Here is a 19,880-nt window from a genome sequence, read left to right as displayed (position 1 = left end):
GCTACGCTCGCTGCACACAGGCAGGAAGTCAGGCTGGCAAAGAGCATGCCATTAACAAATATCTATCTTATTGGTCCCATGGGGGCAGGCAAAAGTACCATTGGCAGGATGCTGGCAAAAGAGCTGGCTCGACCCTTTCTTGACTCGGATCATGTGATTGAAGAACGCAGTGGCGCGGATATTCCCTGGATTTTCGATGTTGAAGGCGAGCTGGGGTTTCGGGACAGGGAAACCCAGGTCATCGAAGATATTTGCACTCAGAAAGGCGTCGTCATGGCAACCGGTGGGGGGGCTGTTGGCCGATTGGAAAACAGACGGCAGTTGAGCACCAATGGGTTTGTGGTTTATTTGAGTACCCCGGTAGCAATTCAATTGCAGAGAACGGAAAAAGACAAACGACGGCCATTGTTGCAACGGGCAGACCGTGCAGAGGTTCTGACCAGGTTGCTTGAAGAGCGTGACCCACTGTATCGGTCGATCGCAGACCTTGTTCTGGACACGGCCACCATGTCACCCCGGCAAGTTATAAAAAAAATCATTCAAACGGTTGGTTTGGGAAAACAGTGAGGGAGTCATCTACCATGCTGGAACTTAAAGTCGATCTGGGAGATAGAAGCTATCCCATTTTTATCGGCTCCGATCTTTTGTCAGACGCTGAGCATTTCCAGTCTTACATTAAAGGTCGGCGTGTTGCCATTGTCACCAACGAGACGATCGCCCCATTCTACCTGGATCTCATTAAGCGCACCCTGGCAAATTATGATTTGACGGTCATCACTTTGCCGGATGGTGAGCAGTATAAAAACCTCGAAACACTCAACCTTATTTTCGATCAGCTGTTGCAGGAACGGCATACCCGCAAAACAACGTTGCTGGCGTTGGGTGGCGGTGTTATTGGGGATATGACCGGTTTTGCTGCGGCCTGCTATCAGCGGGGGGTGGATTTTATTCAGGTACCAACGACACTGCTCTCCCAGGTTGATTCCTCAGTAGGAGGAAAGACCGGGGTCAACCATGCCCTGGGTAAAAACATGATCGGTGCCTTCTATCAGCCCAATGCCGTCATTATCGATACGCTGACACTGAACACATTACCTGACCGGGAGCTATCAGCAGGACTGGCAGAAGTAATCAAATATGGTTTGATTTGCGATCAACCGTTTTATCAGTGGTTGCAGGAAAACATTGGGCGTTTGCTGGATCGTGATCCGGAGGCGCTTTCCTACGCAATCCATCAATCCTGTCAGGACAAGGCCAGAGTGGTCGAGGCGGATGAGACTGAGTCCGGTATTCGTGCCATTCTCAATCTTGGGCACACCTTTGGTCACGCAATAGAAACTCATACCGGTTATGGCTCCTGGCTGCACGGTGAAGCGGTGGCTGCTGGTATGGTGATGGCGGCTGATCTTTCCTGCCGGGAAGGCCATATATCCAGAGAAGACGTCGATGGGCTTATATATTTGCTTGAGCGTGCCATCCTGCCGGTGATGCCTCCTTCTGGTATCAACCCGGATCGCTTTCTTGAGCTAATGGCAGTGGATAAAAAAGTGCTGGATGGCCAGTTGCGGCTGGTGCTTCTGGACTCTGTTGGTCATGCTGTGGTGACGGATGGTTTTAGCCATCAACATTTAATGGACTGCCTTGAGCAGTTCTGTTCCTGAATACTTTCTCAATGGCTGGAGCGTACTCTCCAGCTCTCACTCCATTAGTCATAACTATTCCTGATTGTGTGAATTTGCTGTAAAAAGCTTCGATATATCAATCTATTATTACGGTTTCTACTTGCATTGATGCGGGTCATTTGTGATTGCAGTGACAGCCGTGTAAAATGGCGAGCCGTTTTGCCTGCCAAGTGGCCATAAGCCAGATTTGGTTTTATGCACCTAAGCTGCATAATTATGGCGGGAAGTCCTGTTACCAGAGGCAGAAAGCACACGGGTTACAAAACCGGTTACAAAATAGTTATGGCTCTACAGGGTAGTGTGCCGGTGGTACGCCAAAGATGTTTAAACGATGTGTATTCGCCTGATTCAGAAAGTGGAACATGAAGCCTTCCGGATAGGAGTCAACTTCAAGGTGGAAGCGGGCTCCGGGAAAGTCGGGATGACTTTTGGTTAAGGCGAGGCGAGCCAGAAAAATAATGGGTTGATGAGGTTGGTAGAGAAAGTGCCTATGAAAGCAGGTCTGTATAATCCCGGGGAGTTTCGGGATAACTGTGGTTTCGGGCTGATTGCCCAGATGGAAGGTAAGAAAAGTCACCACCTTCTGAAAACGGCGATTGAAGCACTGACCTGTATGACTCACCGTGGCGGTATTGCTGCCGACGGTAAAACAGGCGACGGTTGTGGTTTGTTGATTCAAACACCGGATACTTTTTTCCGAACGGTTGCGAAAGAAAAGTTTGGCTGCGAGCTGCCCGGCCAATATGCCGTAGGGATGGTCTTTCTCAACACGGACAAGGCCCGGGCGAAAAAAGGCAAAAAAACGCTTGAGAAAGAGTTACAGAAGCAGCGCCTCAACGTGGTAGGCTGGCGCCAGGTTCCTGTTAATGTTGACTGCCTGGGCCCCATCGCCAAAGATCTGTTACCAGGCATTGAACAGATTTTTGTTACCCCCGAAGGTGAGCTTGACGAGAAAGAGTTTAATGCCAGGCTCTACATGGCCCGCCGTTACACCAATATGGCGATGGTGGAAGACCAGGATTACTATATCTGCTCACTGTCGCCCAGGGTCATTACTTATAAAGGTTTGATGATGCCGGTGGACCTGCCGACATTTTATCCGGACCTTGGTGATACCCGCTTTGAAACCGCCATCTGTGTATTCCATCAGCGGTTTTCTACCAATACCATGCCGCGCTGGCAGCTGGCCCAGCCATTCCGCATGCTGGCTCACAACGGTGAAATCAATACCATCACCGGTAACCGTAACTGGGCAGAGGCCCGTCGTCAGAAGTTCCAGTCACCGTTGCTGCCAACGCTTGATGATATTTCTCCTCTGGTGAATCGCACCGGCTCTGACTCATCCAGCCTGGATAATATGATGGAGGTGCTGGTCGCGGGTGGTGTGGATCTCTACCGTGCCATTCGCATGCTGGTTCCGCCCGCATGGCAAAATGTCGACACCATGGATCCGGACCTCAGGGCATTCTATGAATACAGTTCCATGCATATGGAGCCCTGGGATGGCCCTGCCGGCCTGGTTATTACCGATGGCCGCAACGCCGTCTGTGCCCTGGACCGAAATGGCCTGCGCCCGTCACGCTGGGTTATTACCAGAAACGGTTATTTGACCGTGGCTTCAGAAGTTGGCGTCCATGGCTATAAGCCTGAAGATGTGGTTGCCAAAGGCCGGGTTGGGCCGGGAGAAGTTCTGGCGATTGATACCGAAACAGGCGAACTGCACCAGGCCCATGATATCGATGACAAACTGAAAGTCCGCCAGCCCTATAAAAAGTGGCTGAAGCAGAACGCCTATCGTATCCGTTCCCACTTCAGTGAAGATGATTACAAGGTTGACCACCTGTCTCCTGAGCAGCTAAACGTCTATCAGAAGATGTTTATGGTCACCTTTGAGGAACGTGATCAGGTGATCCGTCCACTGGTGGAGTCTGGCCAGGAAGCGGTGGGTTCTATGGGCGACGATACACCAATGGCCGTGCTCTCTGGCAGAACTCGAACGGTTTATGACTACTTCCGCCAGCAGTTTGCCCAGGTAACCAACCCGCCCATTGATCCACTGCGTGAAGCGATTGTCATGTCGCTGGAAACCTGCCTGGGTCGTGAGCTGAACCTGTTTGAAGAAACACCGGAACACGCTGCCCGGGTCATTCTCAAGTCACCCGTACTGTCCACTGCGAAATTCCTGGACCTGATGAGTGTTCGTCATCAGCATAAGTCCTTTGAGACAGCCACCATCAACCTGACTTACGACCCGTCTATTGGTCTTGAGCAGGCGGTGTTGAATATCTGTGACCAGGCGGAACAAGCGGTGCAATCCGGCAAGGTATTAATCTGCCTTTCTGACCGCCATATCGATCAGGGACTGCTGCCAGTGCCAGCGGCCATGGCGACGGGTGCCGTGCATCACCGGTTGATTGGCAAAGGCCTGCGTTCTGAGTCGAATATTATTGTTGAAACCGCGTCTGCCCGTGATTCCCACCAGTTTGCAGTACTGATCGGGTTTGGTGCCACCGCCGTATACCCTTATCTGGCCTATGAAATCATCAATGACCAGATTCGCTCCGGTGAGGTAATGACCGATCCCCGGGAAGCGTACAAGGCTTACCGTAAAGGCATCGGCAAAGGGCTGATGAAAATCCTTTCCAAAATGGGAATCTCGACCATTGCCTCCTATCGGGGAGCGCAGCTGTTTGAAGCCGTGGGTCTTGCCAGAGAGATTGTCGATCTGTGCTTCTGCGGTGTTCAAAGCCGTATTCAGGGAGCCCGTTTCGAAGACTTCCATTATGAACTGGGTCTGCTGGCTGAAACGGCCTGGAAAGCCCGTAAGCCGATTCAGCAGGGCGGCCTGTTGAAGTATGTACACGACAGTGAGTACCACGCTTTCAACCCGGATGTGGTGCAACAGTTACAGGTTGCCGTTAAAACCGGCGACTATCAGGAGTACCGGAAGTACGCCGAACTGGTCAACCAGCGTCCAGTGGCTACTTTGCGTGACCTGCTGGGTCTCAAGCGCAATGATCAGGCACTGGCGGTGGATGAGGTTGAATCTGTTGGCGATATCGTGCGCCGGTTTGACTCTGCGGCCATGAGTCTTGGTGCTTTGTCCCCGGAAGCTCATGAAGCTCTGGCGGAAGCGATGAACCGTCTTGGTGGTCGCTCCAACTCCGGTGAAGGTGGTGAAGATGAAGCCCGCTTCGGCACCAATCGTATGTCCAAAATCAAACAGATTGCCTCGGGTCGTTTTGGCGTAACCCCTCACTACCTGGTGAATGCCGAAGTCCTGCAGATCAAGGTTGCCCAGGGGGCCAAGCCCGGCGAAGGTGGTCAGTTGCCCGGTGGCAAGGTAAATGAGCTGATTGCCCGTCTGCGCTACTCTGTGCCGGGTGTTACCCTTATTTCACCGCCACCGCACCATGATATCTATTCCATCGAGGATCTGGCTCAGCTGATTTATGACCTTAAACAGGTGAATCCCGAGGCGCTGGTTTCCGTCAAGCTGGTATCTGAACCTGGCGTCGGTACTATTGCAGCAGGCGTTGCCAAGGCGTATGCGGATCTGATCACCATCTCCGGTTATGATGGCGGTACTGCTGCAAGTCCTCTGACGTCTATCCGTTATGCCGGTTCACCGTGGGAGCTGGGCCTGAGTGAAGCCCATCAAACGCTGCGTGGCAATGATCTGCGTGGTAAGGTTCGCCTGCAGACGGATGGTGGTCTCAAGACCGGTCTTGATGTGGTCAAGGCGGCCATTCTCGGTGCGGAAAGTTTTGGTTTTGGTACTACACCGATGATTGCCATGGGTTGTAAATACCTGCGTATCTGTCATCTGAATAACTGCGCTACCGGTGTGGCGACTCAGGATAAGTCACTCCGGGAAGAGCACTTCAAGGGTGATGTTGAAATGGTTATGAACTTCTTCACCTTTGTTGCTGAAGAAGTGCGTGAGTGGCTGGCCTTGCTGGGTGCCAGAACCCTTGAAGAGGTGGTCGGCCGCACTGAGTTGCTGGAGATTTTGCCGGGCCTGACGGAAAAGCAGCAGAACCTGGACCTGTCCCCGATTCTCGGCAGTGCCGATGTGCCTGCGGATAAGCCCATGACCTGTCAGGTAGATCGTAACCCACCCTACGACAAAGGTGAGTTGGCGGAAGAGATGGTCCGCCAGACGATGGATATCATCGAAAACGGAGAAGGTGGTGAGTTCAGTTTTACGGTTGGCAACTGTGATCGCTCCATCGGTGCCCGTCTATCCGGTGAGATTGCCAAACGTTACGGTAACCAGGGCATGGCGGATAACCCCCTGAAGCTGAATCTGACCGGTTCCGCAGGGCAGAGCTTTGGTGTCTGGAACGCGGGTGGTCTGGAGATGCGCCTGGAAGGGGATGCCAACGACTATGTGGGTAAGGGCATGACCGGCGGTAAGCTGGTGATCTACCCGCCGGTTGGCAGCAGTTTTGTCACCCATGAAACCTCTATCATTGGTAACACCTGTCTCTATGGTGCCACCGGTGGAACATTGTACGCAGCGGGTCGTGCAGGTGAACGTCTTGGTGTTCGTAACTCTGGTGCCAATGTTGTGGTGGAAGGCGCAGGCGACCACTGTTGTGAATACATGACCGGTGGTCTGGTGACTGTACTGGGCCGGGCGGGTCATAACTTCGGTGCGGGCATGACCGGTGGTTTTGCCTACGTGCTGGATCTGGAAAGAAGTTTTGTTGATCGTTATAACCATGAATTAGTGGATATACATCGCATTGATAATGAAGCCATGGAGCCTTATCAATCACACCTGCTGAGTGTCCTGGAAGACTATGTTGCCGAGACCGGCAGTACCTGGGGGCAGGAGCTGATTGAAGACTTTTATGACTACAGTGGTCGTTTCTGGCTGGTGAAGCCAAAAGCTGCCAGTCTCGATACCTTGCTGGCCAGTACCCACGGTAGCCCTGAGTAATCAGGGTGTCCGCAGGGGGGGCAAACGAACAGGTATTGAATCTACGAACAGCTTTGTGAGGTCAGCGAAATGTCACAGATACCATTAAAAAATGGCAGCAGCCTGAGCCAGAAAGAAAGAAGGCTGAATAACAACTTTCAGTTTGTTGATGTCGGTCGTCATGACCCGGATAAGAAAAGCCTGCGTCAGCGCAAAACAGAATTTGTGGAAATCTACCAACCGTTTGATGAGCGGCAGGTAAAAAATCAGGCGCATCGTTGCCTTTCCTGTGGTAACCCATACTGTGAATGGAAGTGTCCGGTACACAACTACATTCCGGATTGGTTGAAACTGGTCTCTGAAGGTCGTCTTTTTGAAGCGGCAGACCTGTCACACCAGACCAATACACTGCCAGAAGTGTGCGGCCGGGTTTGTCCACAGGATCGCCTCTGTGAAGGTGCCTGTACACTGAATGACGGCTTTGGTGCGGTAACCATCGGGTCTACCGAGAAATACATTACCGACACGGCGCTGGCGCTCGGCTGGCGTCCGGATATGTCCAAGGTGTCCTGGACCGATAAAAAAGTGGCCATCATCGGTGCCGGACCGGCAGGTCTGGGCTGTGCCGATGTACTGGTACGCAATGGTGTGACGCCGGTGGTGTTTGATAAAAACCCGGAAATCGGTGGCTTGTTGACCTTCGGTATTCCAGAGTTCAAGCTGGAAAAGCACGTTATGAGCCGTCGTCGTGAAGTGTTTACTGAAATGGGGATTGAGTTTCAGCTGAACACGGAAATCGGTAAAGACATCACCATGGAGAAGCTGCTTGAGGAGTATGATGCGGTATTCATGGGCATGGGAACTTACACCTATATGAAAGGCGGCTTCCCGGGTGAAGATCTTGAAGGTGTCCATGATGCGCTGCCTTACCTGATCTCCAATGTGAACCGTAACCTCGGCTTTGAACAGGATCCGGCAGACTTTATTGATATGAAGGGCAAGCGGGTGGTGGTACTGGGTGGTGGTGATACCGCCATGGACTGTAACCGCACGGCGATTCGGCAGGGAGCCAGGTCGGTTACCTGTGCCTATCGTCGTGATGAAGAGAATATGCCGGGCTCCCGCCGGGAAGTGGCCAATGCCAGACAGGAAGGTGTGAACTTCCTGTTTAACCGCCAGCCGGTAGAAATTGTTGGTGATGGCAAGGTAGAGGGCATCCGTCTGGTAACCACTGAACTTGGCGAACCGGATGACAATGGTCGTCGCCGTCCACAGGTAGTAGAAGGCAGTGACCAGATACTGGAAGCGGATGTGGTTCTGGTGGCCTTTGGTTTTCGCCCGAGCCCGGCTGACTGGTTTGAACAGCACGATATTCAGATTGATGAAGGTGGCCGGGTGGTGGCCCCGGAAAAAGCCAGGTACAAATTCCAGACCAGTAACCCGCAGGTGTTTGCTGGTGGTGATATGGTTCGTGGGTCAGATTTGGTGGTCACCGCCATCTGGGAAGGTCGTCAGGCAGCAGATGGTATTCTTGATTACCTGGATGTCTGATTAATCACTCTTTTTTACGATAATGTAGGGGCGTTTTTCCAATCCGGAAGCGCCCCTGTTTTTTCTACAGCCTGGAATACTGATGGTTCAGGCAACGCTGGTATCGGGACTTTTATGACTCCATTGAAAAATGACCGCTTTCTTCGAGCTTTGCTCAGGGAGCCAGTTGATGTAACTCCCGTCTGGATGATGCGCCAGGCCGGCCGTTATTTACCGGAATACCGGGAAACCAGGGCCCGTGCCGGTGACTTTATGGCCCTGTGCAAGAACGCAGAGCTTGCCTGTGAAGTAACTTTGCAGCCATTGGAACGATTCCCGCTGGATGCGGCGATTCTCTTTTCCGATATTCTCACGATTCCCGATGCCATGGGTCTTGGGCTTTATTTTTCAGCCGGTGAAGGGCCGAAGCTCAAAAAGCCGGTTCGTAATGCCGCTGATGTTGCAGCGCTGACCGTGCCAGACCCGGAAAAAGACCTGGGTTATGTGATGGATGCGGTGAGAACCATTCGGCGTGAACTCAATGGTCGGGTGCCGCTGATTGGTTTTTCCGGCAGCCCCTGGACACTGGCAACCTATATGATTGAAGGTGGCAGTAGCAAAGACTTTCGTCGTATAAAAGCGATGATGTTTGATCAGCCAGAACTGCTGAAGCAAGTGTTGAGCGTGCTTGCCGAGTCAGTGACCAGCTACCTGAATGCCCAGATAGAAGCGGGTGCCCAGGCGGTGCAGATTTTTGATACCTGGGGTGGGGTGCTCAGTTCACAGAACTATCGTGACTTCTCACTGCACTATATGGACAGGATTGTGAAAGGCCTGAAGCGGGAAAATGAAGGCAGAAAAGTGCCGGTTATTCTCTTTACCAAAAATGGTGGGCAGTGGCTTGAAGCGATGGCCGATACCGGTGCCGATGCCCTGGGGTTGGACTGGACAACCGATATGGGTGAAGCACGACAGAGGGTAGGTAACCGGGTGGCGTTACAGGGCAATATGGACCCATCAGCGCTTTATGCATCACCGGAACGTATTCGCCGGGAAGTGGCAACCGTTCTGGAAAAATTTGGCACAGGCAATGGCCATGTGTTCAATCTGGGGCATGGCATTCACCAATATGTTGAGCCGGAAAAGGCGGGTGCCTTTGTGAATGCCGTACATGAACTGTCTGCCCAATATCATGCTTCCGTATAACGCTGTTGCCTGCTGTTAAGGGCCTTTATCAGGGCGCTTTGTACGGTAAACCGGGTAACCGGCTTGGTGAGAATTGAGCTGATACCCAGTTTGCTGGACTGGTGCTTACTGGGAGGGTTACTGACCCCGGTCAGCATAATAATGGCTGGCAATGGGTCAATACCCGGGTCGTCATTGATTCGTTCTGCGACCTGTAAACCTTTCAGCCCGGGCATCTGGTGGTCAAGAATAATGATATCAAATGCCCGGTTCAGGTAAGCTTCGTTACGAATCATGGCAAGGGCTTCCGGGCCATCTTCTGCTTCGATCACCGAAATACCCAATAGATGACATTGCTGGCGGAGCACTTTACGACAGGTTGCACTGTCATCAGCAATCAGTACCCGCATATTTTCATACTGGTTTTGCTGAGGTATTTCATCTTGTCTGGGTTGCTTATTCTCTTCTCCACAGGAGCAGGGCAAAGTAAATGAGAGGATATTGGCCCGTTTACTGACCTTTCCTCCAAGCTGTCGTATAAGACGAGTTGCAAGGTATAGATTCAGCCTCATGACTGTCTCTGCTTTTATCTCGGATAAAGAGTGCTCACCGGATAAATGTTTTTCTGCAATGCTGCTACCGGCAGGGTTTTTGAAACTGAACTCAAACAGCAGTTTACCGGCAGCATCTCTCTGAATAGAAAGTGCAACCTCTCCCGTTTCAGCCTGGCTCAGCCCATAGAACAGAAATGCTTCCAGAATCAATGAGACCCGATAGCCTTCGATATGACATTCGGCGGACATGCTTTCATCAACGAAGCAGATAATTTCAATATTCTGCTGTTCCGCACGATACTGGAAATGATGAATCAGCTCATCCACTGTGTTGTGTATATCAACCAGTCGTGTGTCCGACGTTATTTCCTGGTTTTGAGCCTTAATGCTGGAGGCCAGTAGATTGACCAGGTTGCCCAGTTCATAACCCGCGTAGCGAAGTGTTTGCACGTAGTCTTCCTGCTTCGGGGTCAATGGTGTACTCAGTAACAGCTCTGACATGCCCATCACACCATTCAGTGGCGTTCGCATTTCATGGCCCAGCGATTTCATGGTCTCTTCGTCCAGCTCATCCCGTTGTCGGACGCTATCCGAAAATTTTTCCCTGTTGATCACTTTTCTGTTGACTCTCCCTGACAGCGACAGGAAGCCGAGTGTTAAAGCCAATGTTTGAATCAGTAGCCAGGTCGTGTTTCTGGAAGATATCCCCAATGCACCGGTTTGGTTCAGGGCGAAAATACATTGACTGATGACGAGGGGGACCAGCAACCAGGGTGATATATAGAGGCGATGGGGTTTTACCAGCCAAAAAGACAGGCAGAAGCAGGCATTACCGATCAGCGTCAGTACCAGCAGATGAGTATTTAACATACTACTGTCGCTTAGTGGCAACCAGAGGGCTGATACCAGGTAAATAAACGAGAAAATATTAAAGAAACGGATAAGCAGTGGCCTATGATAGCCAAAGAGGTTTATGGCCAGCTGACAGAAGGTCAGGCTGATTAACAGCAGTGATAATTTGTAGAGCCAGGCTTCTGCGGTGATGGGTATGTAAAACCAGGTGCTCAGATAGCCCTGCCAGGAAGCCATAAAAATGAGTGCAAAGATAGCACCTGAAGCCAGCAGTAGATGAAAAATACGACGGTGATTAGAAGGTGAGAGGCTGTTTGAAGTTTTTGATGGCTGTTTTATCGACAGGAAAAGCCAGGCATTGGCAAGAATCATTGATATCAACAGACCGCTGATTAATCCGGTTTGCCAGTGTTTATACCACTGCTGTTTGATCAACTGATCAAAGCTACCCAGTTTCAGACTATTGCTCAGTTCAGGATGAAACGGTGCTTTAAGGTATATCATTGCGGACTGAGCTGGCAGCAGCGTAAAGCTCGTGGTGTTGACCTGATCCAGTGGCAGTGGTTTAACGACAGTCTTGCCAGTGGCAGCGCTGACGTATGTGAGATAAAGGGTCGGCAGTTCCTGCTGCTGATAATCCACAGACAGGATGGGATGCACTACTTCTGACGTATGGTTGGTAACAGGAAAGCGTAACCAGAGGTTTTGTTGCTGTTCTTCGGTGCGGAGTAAGTTAGGCTGCCATGGGGCAAAGCGGTATTTGAACGCTCCCTCAACCAGCGCATTGATGGATAGTTGTCTAGTGTCGTCAATATAGAACTCTGTACTCGCTCCAGGCTGGAGTAAGTAGGATGATTGATTAATGTCGACATTCGCAGATGCATTCAGGGCGGAGAAAGTAAACGATAAAATAAATAGCAGTGCGAATGTCCATTTTTGCCGTGTAAAGGCTTGATAAAACACTGTTGAAAATTCCGTTTTTCGTATTTATTGCAGAATTATACTGAAAACTGACTGGTTGGACAGTGAATCAGTCGACGGTTTACGCAAGAACAGGAAATTCAGGGGATTTTCCTGAAGTATGACAAAGTGAAAGGCTTTTTTTAAACTGCAGAGAACACAAAGCTCACGAAGAAAAAAGATAAGAAGTTTTATCTTTCTTTGTGGGCTTTGTGTTCTCTGTGGTTAAAAGTCTTTTGCCTGACCTCTGTAACTATGCCTCTTCCCGGACGATGGCTCTATGGCCGATGTCTGTACGATAGTAGACGTCTTTCCAGTCAATGGTTGTGACCGCGTTATAGGCCTGCTGTTGAGCTTCCTTCACGGTCTCGCCCAGGGCGGTCACACAGAGTACCCGGCCGCCATTGGTCAGGGTTTTGCCCTCTTCAACACGGGTTCCGGCCTGGAAGACTTTGGCATTGATGATATTATCGATGCCCGTGATTTCATCACCCTTGCGGTAGGCTTCCGGGTAACCACCGGCTGCCATGACCACGCCAAGGGCAGTGCGGCTGTCCCACTCAATCTCAACCTGATCCAGCTCACCACGGGTACCGGCCAGGCACAGTTCTACCAGGCTGGACTTCAGGCGCATCAGGATGGGTTGGGTTTCCGGGTCACCAAAACGACAGTTGTATTCCAGTACTTTGGGGGTGCCATCAGCATCAATCATTAATCCGGCGTAGAGGAAGCCCCGGTATGGCATGCCTTCGCTGGCCATGCCCTGTACCGTTGGGATGATGACTTCCTTCATGGCTCGGTCATGAATTGTCGGCGTCACCACAGGCGCAGGAGAATATGCACCCATACCGCCGGTATTCGGGCCTTTATCGTCATTGTCACGGGCTTTGTGATCCTGGCTGGTGGCCATGGGGAGAATGTTTTTGCCGTCCACCATGACGATAAAACTGGCTTCTTCGCCGGTAAGAAACTCTTCAATCACCACACGGTGACCGGCTTCACCAAAAGCATTGCCAGCCAGCATGTCGTCAATAGCAGCAAAAGCTTCCTGCTCCGTCTGGGCGAGAATCACGCCTTTACCGGCAGCAAGTCCATCAGCTTTCACCACAATAGGTGTACCCTGTTGTTTGACGTAGGCTTTAGCGGGTTCAATCTCTGTGAAGTTCTGGTAGGCGGCGGTGGGGATATTATGGCGGGCAAGAAAATCTTTGGTGAATGCCTTGGAGCCTTCCAGCTGGGCCGCTGCCTGTGACGGACCAAATATCGCCAGACCTGCTTGTTCAAACTGGTCAACAACGCCCGCCACCAATGGTGCTTCCGGGCCGACAATGGTCAGGTCAATGTTTTCTGACTGGGCAAATTCAACCAGTCTGGTGATATCCAGCACATCGATAGCAACGTTGGATACTTTGTTTTCAGAGGCGGTGCCAGCATTACCGGGAGCGACAAACACTTGTGTAACATTGTCGTCTTGAGCCGCTTTCCATGCCAGGGCATGCTCCCGCCCGCCATTTCCGATGATCAGTACTTTCATAAAGGATGTCCTTTTTTTGAACCACAGAGACCACGGAGTGCACAAAGGTTTTCTTTTTGTGATTTCTGCTGGGGAAAATTTTTCTCAATGGCGGAAATGCCGAACGCCGGTAAATACCATGGCTATGCCTGCCTGGTTGGCGGCGTCAATCACTTCCTGGTCTCGCATGGAGCCACCGGGCTGGATGACCGCAGTAATACCTGCACTGGCTGCGGCGTCAATACCGTCCCGGAATGGGAAGAAGGCATCGGATGCCATCACGGAACCACGAACTTCCAGCCCTTCATCCGCTGCCTTGATGCCGGCAATGCGGGCACTGTAAACACGGCTCATCTGGCCTGCGCCGATACCGATTGTCTGTGAGTGCCTGGCATAGACAATGGCATTGGACTTCACAAATTTCGCGACCTTCCAGGCGAACTGAAGGTCGGCCATTTCCTGCTCGGTCGGGGCGCGATCCGTCACCACTTTCAGATCAGAAGGATCAATAATACGGATATCGGAATCCTGAACCAGCAGGCCGCCATTGACACGCTTGAAATCCGGCAAAGGAGTTGGCTCAGCTGCCAGTTGGCCAGCGGTTAATACCCGAATGTTCTGCTTATTCTGAAGAGTGGCGGCCGCTTCAGCGTCCATTTCGGGAGCGATAATGACTTCCACAAACTGGCGCTCAATAATAGTACGGGCTGTGGTCATATCCAGCTTGCGGTTAAAGGCGATAATGCCGCCGAAGGCAGAGGTTGGATCGGTTTCGTAAGCGCGGTTGTAGGCTTCAAGAATATCTGTGCCGGTTGCCACACCGCAGGGGTTGGCGTGTTTGACGATAACACAGGCTGGCAGATCAAACGCTTTAACGCATTCCAGGGCTGCATCGGTATCGGCAATATTGTTGTAGGAAAGCGCTTTGCCTTGCAGTTGTCTGGCGCTGGAAACCGTGCCTTCAGGCGGGTTCTTTTCTGTGTAGAAGGCGGCTTTCTGGTGCGGGTTTTCACCGTAGCGCAGATCTTCTACTTTAATAAACTGGCTGTTGAAAGTGCGTGGGAAAGCTTCCGGCTCATCGTCATCGCTGTTAATGGCGGTGCCCATGTAGTTGGCAATGGCACCATCGTAGCCGGCTGTATGCTCAAATGCCTTCACGGCCAGATCAAAGCGGGTGGTCAGATCAATCAAGCCATTATTGTCAGCCAGGCTGTCCAGTACGCACTGGTAATCACTGGCGTTCACCACAATGGTGGTATCGCGGTAGTTCTTGGCGGCGGCCCGAACCATGGTCGGGCCGCCAATATCGATGTTCTCAATGGCGGTGGCCAGATCGCAGTCAGGGCGGGCAATGGTTTGCTCGAAGGGGTAGAGGTTGACCACAACCAGGTCGATAGGCTGGATGCCATACTGGTCCATGACGGATTCATCCTGGCCGCTGCGGCCCAGAATGCCACCATGAACCTTGGGGTGGAGGGTTTTCACCCTGCCGTCCATCATTTCCGGGAAGCCGGTATAGTCAGAAATCTCAATGGCAGGAATATCGTTCTCAACCAGCAGTGCATAAGTTCCGCCTGTGGACAGAATTTCAACCGAATGCTGTTGCAGTGTCCGGGCGAACTCAACAATTCCTGTTTTGTCGGAAACGCTAATCAGAGCCCGGCGAATCGGGCGTGTCGTGACTGCCATCGTTTCTCACTCACCGTTTGTTGGAATAGATAGTTGGAATAAAAATTCTGGCAGATTTTAGCTGGAAATGGTGGCTATTGGCAGGGGGAGAGGGAATAAAGGGGAAATCAGTAGTGTCCTTGGTCCAGAAACTACTGATTAGATTGAAAAGAGTAATGAACCAATTAAAGCAGGCCGTACTGCTTCAGCTTCTTGCGCAGGGTACCCCGGTTCAGGCCCAGTAATGTGGCCGCGCGGGTCTGGTTGCCCTTGACGTAAGCCATGACCGTTTCCAGCAGAGGTGCTTCTACTTCAGACAGCACCATTTGATAGACATCGGTGACGTCCTGCCCGTCCAGGTGGGCAAAGTAGTTATTCATGGATTTTTCCACACTGTCGCGCAGAGTCTGGGACTCCGGTATTCTCGACGCTGTGGCAAGGCTTCCCCCATGGCCATTTACTGGACGACCTTCTTCTACGATTACTTGTGTTGCCGTCATGCCGCTATGTCCTCTCCGTTACCTTCTGACTTCTTCGCAAAAGTCGACTCTGAAAAACGCTGAAAATACTCCTGAATGCAGGTGCGCTGTTCTTCCGAAGATTCCAGCTTATTAAAATGCCGACGAAACTCCAGGCCGGATGGCTGGTCCTGCATGTACCAGCCCACATGTTTTCTGGCAATCCGCACAGCCTGGAGCTCCTGGTAAAAAAGGCCGTAGAACTGATGGAGGGCTTCCAGGTGCCTCAAAAGGATTGCCTGAACCTCATTCTGATCCGGGGCTGCCAACCGTTCCCCGTGTTGCAGGTAGTGATTGATCTCCCGGAATATCCAGGGACGGCCCTGGGCGGCACGGCCAATCATTAATGCGTTGGCACCGGTAACGTCCAGCACATGCCGTGCTTTCTCCGGTGAGGTGATGTCGCCATTGGCAATCACCGGGATAGTCACCGCCTCAACAATACGGGCGATGGTTTCGTATTCCGCCTCACCGTTATACATGCAGGCCCGGGTGCGGCCATGAACCGCCAGGGCGGCAATGCCACACTGTTCGGCCAGTTTGGCGACCGCAACACCGTTGCGGTTGTCCGGGTCCCAGCCGGTACGAATCTTCAGGGTTACTGGAATATCCACCGCAGCCGTTACCGCTTTCAGGATGGACTCCACCAGATCAATGTCCCGCAGCAGGGCAGAACCGGCCGCCTTATTGCACACCTTCTTGGCAGGGCAACCCATATTGATGTCTATGATCTGTGCTCCAAACTCCTGGTTCAGCCTGGCCGCCTCGGCCATCTGCTCCGGATCGCCTCCGGCAATTTGCACGGAGCGCGGTTCGGACTCACAGCTGTGATCCATACGCAGTCTGGACTTACGGGTATTCCAGAGCTTCGGATTGCTGGTTACCATCTCCGACACCGCCATGCCTGCACCCATTTTCAGGCAGAGTTTGCGAAACGGACTGTCGGTAACGCCCGCCATGGGTGCCAGTACCACCGGGTTAACGATGGCGTAAGGACCAATCTTCAACGGTGCTGGCGCTGTGTGTTCTGGTTGACCTGACAAAAAAGAAAGCCTCGATCTGATGGGTGATGATGAAACCAGCGGGTCATCATACTCTCTACATATTTCACGATAAAGTGAAATTGATCAATATTTGTTCAGCTAAAAGTGGTGGATTTGCTAATGCAAAAACCATTATCCACTTCACCTCAGACCTTCTGGCGCAGATCAATGATAGAGCCAATGGGTGGTGCATTTTTTGATATAGGTCAGCAAGAAACCGGTTCAATGCAGGGATAAGCACTGAATTTGTTCAATTTGTTGATAGGTCGCATTAAAAGTGGGCATTTTTTGAGCCGTGGAAGGACTGTTTTTAACCACAAATGCCCATGGCGCGTGAAAATATTATGCGCCACCCTCAGGGATGAAAAATGGTTAAGCAAAATATTTTTCACGGCAAAAGCTACATTTTAGAATGGGAATTACACTCCTGGAGTGAGGCGGCTTTTGGTTGGCGGGAAATCTGTTGAGGTTATAAATCTTCTTCCCCAAATAACAGACCTATAAAACAACAAGGTGAAAACCTTTGGATTCTTTGTGGTTAACACATAAAAAACCCGATCGAATCGGGTGCATTTAAATCAGTTATCGCTGATGGAGGACTCTCTGTCATTGGAGCCAGAATTAGCAGGAGGCGGTGGTGGTGGAAGTAGTGGGGCGATTTCTTGTTGTTCCGCTTCGATTTCTTCAGTTGTTTCAACATCATCGAGTGCTGTCACCAGTTGCTCAAACTGTCCGGCGGCCTGGTCGACCATGCTCATCAGCTCAGCATTATTGCCAGCTCCTGCCTTGGCTGCATTGACGATGGTTTCTTTTTGGTCAGGTGCCTGACTGATGGCGGCAGAAACAATTTGACCAGTCTGTAGAGGATAAACTTTAACTGCGGCTTCAATCAAAGCAGAAAGGAGTTCTGGCTGATTATTCAGTTGTTGAGCAGCACTGCTGATAACTGATTCAATAGAGGAATTTTCAGCCTGCATTGCTATGGTTAGTGCTTGGTCGGCTGGCATGGTGGCCAGGTCCTGTACCAGATCTGCCTGGGCCATACCAACAATAGCGATCAGCGACAATGCACTTGAGGCAAGTAAGTGTTTTGGTTTCATCCGGGTTCCTGTATGGCAAAGCGCCCTGATGGGCGTGAACGTTTAGGAATTACCATGGGAAGCGATGATCCATTGAAAATAAACAGCAATTTCCTGATCAGCGAGATCCAATGAAGTTAGATATCCATTTTTCAGGGATTGGCTTTCGTTTAATAGAAAGAGCCGGTTTTTAAATATATATTAATATATTGCTAGAAATTATATTTAAACTGATTTTATAATACAAACTGATTTTTAGGTCTATTAGTACAACTGCTTATTTTTAGAGGTGATCTCCGGTTAGTAAATAAATAGGAAAGCAGGCTGGCATCAATTTTGCTGTGTGATTACAGGTCTTACTTCCCAAGGTATGGCGGGATCATTGATGACAAGAGCTTTTCAGGCTCGACATGTCTGGACTGACAAGTGCCTTTAGAAGATGCATTAGGGATGAGTAGGAAATGAAGGGAATAAGTAAGCTCGCTATTGGTATCGCCCTGACCAGTTATGGTTTGAGGGCAGTTGCTGCGGTAGAAGAGCCTGCACATATAGACTGGGGTGTCGTTGAAGTAACTCCTCTGGCTGTTCTGAATATTGGCTATGATGACAATATCTTTCAAAATAGTGTGACCGATGGCCTGAAAAACAAAAGCTCTACGGTTTATGACTTGGAAGCATCTGTTGAATTTAAGGCGCAGCAGGGTTTGAATACCTACGTGGTAAGAGCAGCAGCAAAAAACAAACATTTTACCAGTGAGCAGGATGCTGACTTTACCAATATTGGCCTTGATGCCAACCTTTATCACGAGCTGAATAGTCGTAACCGGATAGATTTGACGCTGGGTATTGGCAATTACCATGATGAAGGTTCAACAGTAAATGGTGTTGTTGATCTAAGTGCCCCTGAATACATCCGCACCACTGGTCGTCTCCTCTACGGTCTGGGTGGCCAGGAAGCCATCCTTCGTGCTGACCTATTTGGTGGCTACAACATGCAGGACTACAAAACCAGTAATGGCCTTGCACAAGGTAATGACCGCAAAACAACGGAATTGGGTGGTACCGCATTTTACCGTTTTATGCCCGTAACTGATGCACTGGTAGAAATCAAGCAGCGCAAGCTGGATTACACCGGTGTAAACAGTGCCGGTTATGACATTACCAGTTATCTGGTGGGTCTGAGTTGGGAAGCTACAGTGAAAACCACCGGTTACGCCAAGCTGGGTCGTCGCTACCGTAGCAGTCAGGTCAGTGGGGTAGGCTCAGAAGGCTATACCGGTTGGGAGGTGGGTGCCAGTTACCTGCCCCTGGAGCACTCCCTGATTCAGTTCAGTACTGCTCGTGACTACGGTCTTGAGTCTGGTAATCCACAGGATGTGACTTTTACTCAGGGTACCAGCACTGAGGTAAGCTGGAAACACGGCTGGACATCTCGTATCTCAACCCGTGTTACTTACCGATACACCAATGAAGAGTTGCAAAGAGCGAGTGGTGAAGCTCTGAAGCACCTTACGTTAAATGATTTTGGTGTAGGAGTTGAATGGCAACTGCGTCGTTATGCGACACTGGGTTTTTCTTGGAATACCATCGACCGGAATGAAAAGGCTCTGGCTGTGGGCCAGACTCCGGATGGATTTAGCCGTAATGTATACATGCTGACGGCTGAAGTGTCTCTTTAATCTTGTTTAAATGTTAATGGTTATAAAATAAGTCGACGACTAAAGTCGTCAGTTTCCTGTTTTTTGCAGAAATGGTAGTGAATATGGAAGGACCCTGTTTGCTGGCTAGAAGGGTAAAACCGCTTCTGGCAATTATCTTCCCCACCCTGACGCTGATGGCAAATATCACGAATGCAGAGCTGGTGAGTTACTCTACCTACGGCCTGAGTTCTGGTGACCAGATAAGTATCACCGTCTTTGGTGAAGAGGATATGGAGGTGGAAACCAGGCTGACCGATGCGGGCACCATCACCTACCCATTTCTGGGTGAGATTCGGGTGAAGGGAAAGACGGTCGGTGAGTTGCAGTCGTTTCTGACCAGTGAGCTTAAGGGGGATTACTTTATTGACCCGAAAGTGACCGTCAGAATTACCGAATACCGCAAGTTCTTTGTCAGTGGTGAAGTTAAATCACCTGGTGGTTTCAGTTTTGAACCGGGGTTAACTCTTGAAAAGGCGGTGGCCCTTGCTGGTGGTTTTACCCAGCGTGCGGCACGTAAGGAGGTGGTGGTTACCCGTGAAGAAAATGGTCATTTGCAGGAACGTACCATGGCACTGAATAACTCGGTGCTTCCTGGTGATATTGTCAATGTTAAAGAGAGCTTTTTCTAAGTAATAAATTCCTGATTCAGGCAGTAAACGGGAGTTTGTT

The 19,880-nt window shown here is 50.8% G+C and carries 13 protein-coding genes; 7 read left to right on the top strand and 6 right to left on the bottom strand.

The genetic code is table 11. The annotated features are described in order from the left end of the window. Positions 1-45 precede the first annotated feature (45 nt). The 5 genes from aroK to hemE all read left to right on the top strand — a co-directional run bounded on the left by aroK (position 46) and on the right by hemE (position 9,345). Complete coding sequence (aroK, locus tag ACO6UY_RS02380) at positions 46-567, top strand: shikimate kinase AroK (protein WP_101745020.1); 522 nt, start codon at positions 46-48, stop codon at positions 565-567. Between the two features lie 14 nt (positions 568-581). Continuing rightward, positions 582-1,661 carry a 3-dehydroquinate synthase gene (aroB, locus tag ACO6UY_RS02375; RefSeq protein WP_422446335.1) on the top strand — a complete coding sequence of 360 codons (1,080 nt, stop codon included), beginning with the start codon at positions 582-584 and terminating at the stop codon, positions 1,659-1,661. Between the two features lie 511 nt (positions 1,662-2,172). Beyond that, on the top strand, positions 2,173-6,630 hold the full coding sequence (gltB, locus tag ACO6UY_RS02370) for a glutamate synthase large subunit (RefSeq protein ID WP_422461104.1): 4,458 nt from the start codon (positions 2,173-2,175) through the stop codon (positions 6,628-6,630). Positions 6,631-6,699: 69 nt separating this feature from the next. Beyond that, positions 6,700-8,160 carry an FAD-dependent oxidoreductase gene (locus ACO6UY_RS02365; protein ID WP_422461106.1) on the top strand — a complete coding sequence of 487 codons (1,461 nt, stop codon included), beginning with the start codon at positions 6,700-6,702 and terminating at the stop codon, positions 8,158-8,160. Positions 8,161-8,274: 114 nt separating this feature from the next. Next, positions 8,275-9,345, top strand: a complete 1,071-nt coding sequence (gene hemE, locus ACO6UY_RS02360) for a uroporphyrinogen decarboxylase (protein WP_422446329.1) — start codon at positions 8,275-8,277, stop codon at positions 9,343-9,345. On the opposite strand, the gene ACO6UY_RS02355 is transcribed toward hemE, so the two are convergent. From ACO6UY_RS02355 to ACO6UY_RS02330, 6 genes are all read right to left on the bottom strand, one after another. After that, positions 9,330-11,693: a hybrid sensor histidine kinase/response regulator gene (locus ACO6UY_RS02355; RefSeq protein WP_422446327.1), complete on the bottom strand. Its 2,364-nt coding sequence runs from the start codon at positions 11,691-11,693 to the stop codon at positions 9,330-9,332. The two genes, hemE and ACO6UY_RS02355, sit on opposite strands and share 16 nt — an antisense overlap. Before the next feature lie 250 nt (positions 11,694-11,943). Continuing rightward, complete coding sequence (purD, locus tag ACO6UY_RS02350) at positions 11,944-13,224, bottom strand: phosphoribosylamine--glycine ligase (protein ID WP_422446325.1); 1,281 nt, start codon at positions 13,222-13,224, stop codon at positions 11,944-11,946. 84 nt (positions 13,225-13,308) lie between these two features. Continuing rightward, complete coding sequence (gene purH, locus ACO6UY_RS02345) at positions 13,309-14,892, bottom strand: bifunctional phosphoribosylaminoimidazolecarboxamide formyltransferase/IMP cyclohydrolase (protein WP_422446322.1); 1,584 nt, start codon at positions 14,890-14,892, stop codon at positions 13,309-13,311. A gap of 164 nt (positions 14,893-15,056) precedes the next feature. Further along, a complete protein-coding gene (fis, locus tag ACO6UY_RS02340) occupies positions 15,057-15,371 on the bottom strand; it encodes a DNA-binding transcriptional regulator Fis (protein ID WP_209199972.1) in 315 nt (104 codons plus the stop codon). After that, on the bottom strand, positions 15,368-16,396 hold the full coding sequence (dusB, locus tag ACO6UY_RS02335) for a tRNA dihydrouridine synthase DusB (RefSeq protein WP_422489011.1): 1,029 nt from the start codon (positions 16,394-16,396) through the stop codon (positions 15,368-15,370). Before dusB ends, fis begins: the two co-directional genes overlap by 4 nt. Positions 16,397-17,010: 614 nt before the next feature. After that, positions 17,011-17,532: a hypothetical protein gene (locus ACO6UY_RS02330; protein WP_422488939.1), complete on the bottom strand. Its 522-nt coding sequence runs from the start codon at positions 17,530-17,532 to the stop codon at positions 17,011-17,013. A gap of 440 nt (positions 17,533-17,972) precedes the next feature. Here ACO6UY_RS02330 and ACO6UY_RS02325 point away from each other — a divergent pair, with 440 nt between their 5' ends. Then, a complete protein-coding gene (locus ACO6UY_RS02325) occupies positions 17,973-19,190 on the top strand; it encodes a hypothetical protein (protein WP_422488937.1) in 1,218 nt (405 codons plus the stop codon). 83 nt (positions 19,191-19,273) lie between these two features. Next, positions 19,274-19,840 (top strand): polysaccharide biosynthesis/export family protein, encoded by a 567-nt coding sequence (locus ACO6UY_RS02320; protein ID WP_422447893.1) that lies wholly within the window; start codon positions 19,274-19,276, stop codon positions 19,838-19,840. Positions 19,841-19,880: the final 40 nt, after the last annotated feature.

This window comes from Endozoicomonas sp. ALE010, assembly GCF_049310165.1.
Classification (GTDB): domain Bacteria; phylum Pseudomonadota; class Gammaproteobacteria; order Pseudomonadales; family Endozoicomonadaceae; genus Endozoicomonas.
This window is presented reverse-complemented; position numbering and strand designations above follow the sequence as displayed.

Coding starts and splice junctions, on each gene's coding strand:
- aroK (WP_101745020.1), top strand. CDS start 46: ATGCCATTAACAAATATCTATCTTATTGGTCCCATGGGGGCAGGCAAA.
- aroB (WP_422446335.1), top strand. CDS start 582: ATGCTGGAACTTAAAGTCGATCTGGGAGATAGAAGCTATCCCATTTTT.
- gltB (WP_422461104.1), top strand. CDS start 2,173: ATGAAAGCAGGTCTGTATAATCCCGGGGAGTTTCGGGATAACTGTGGT.
- ACO6UY_RS02365 (WP_422461106.1), top strand. CDS start 6,700: ATGTCACAGATACCATTAAAAAATGGCAGCAGCCTGAGCCAGAAAGAA.
- hemE (WP_422446329.1), top strand. CDS start 8,275: ATGACTCCATTGAAAAATGACCGCTTTCTTCGAGCTTTGCTCAGGGAG.
- purD (WP_422446325.1), bottom strand. CDS start 13,224: ATGAAAGTACTGATCATCGGAAATGGCGGGCGGGAGCATGCCCTGGCA.
- purH (WP_422446322.1), bottom strand. CDS start 14,892: ATGGCAGTCACGACACGCCCGATTCGCCGGGCTCTGATTAGCGTTTCC.
- fis (WP_209199972.1), bottom strand. CDS start 15,371: ATGACGGCAACACAAGTAATCGTAGAAGAAGGTCGTCCAGTAAATGGC.
- ACO6UY_RS02330 (WP_422488939.1), bottom strand. CDS start 17,532: ATGAAACCAAAACACTTACTTGCCTCAAGTGCATTGTCGCTGATCGCT.
- ACO6UY_RS02325 (WP_422488937.1), top strand. CDS start 17,973: ATGAAGGGAATAAGTAAGCTCGCTATTGGTATCGCCCTGACCAGTTAT.
- ACO6UY_RS02320 (WP_422447893.1), top strand. CDS start 19,274: ATGGAAGGACCCTGTTTGCTGGCTAGAAGGGTAAAACCGCTTCTGGCA.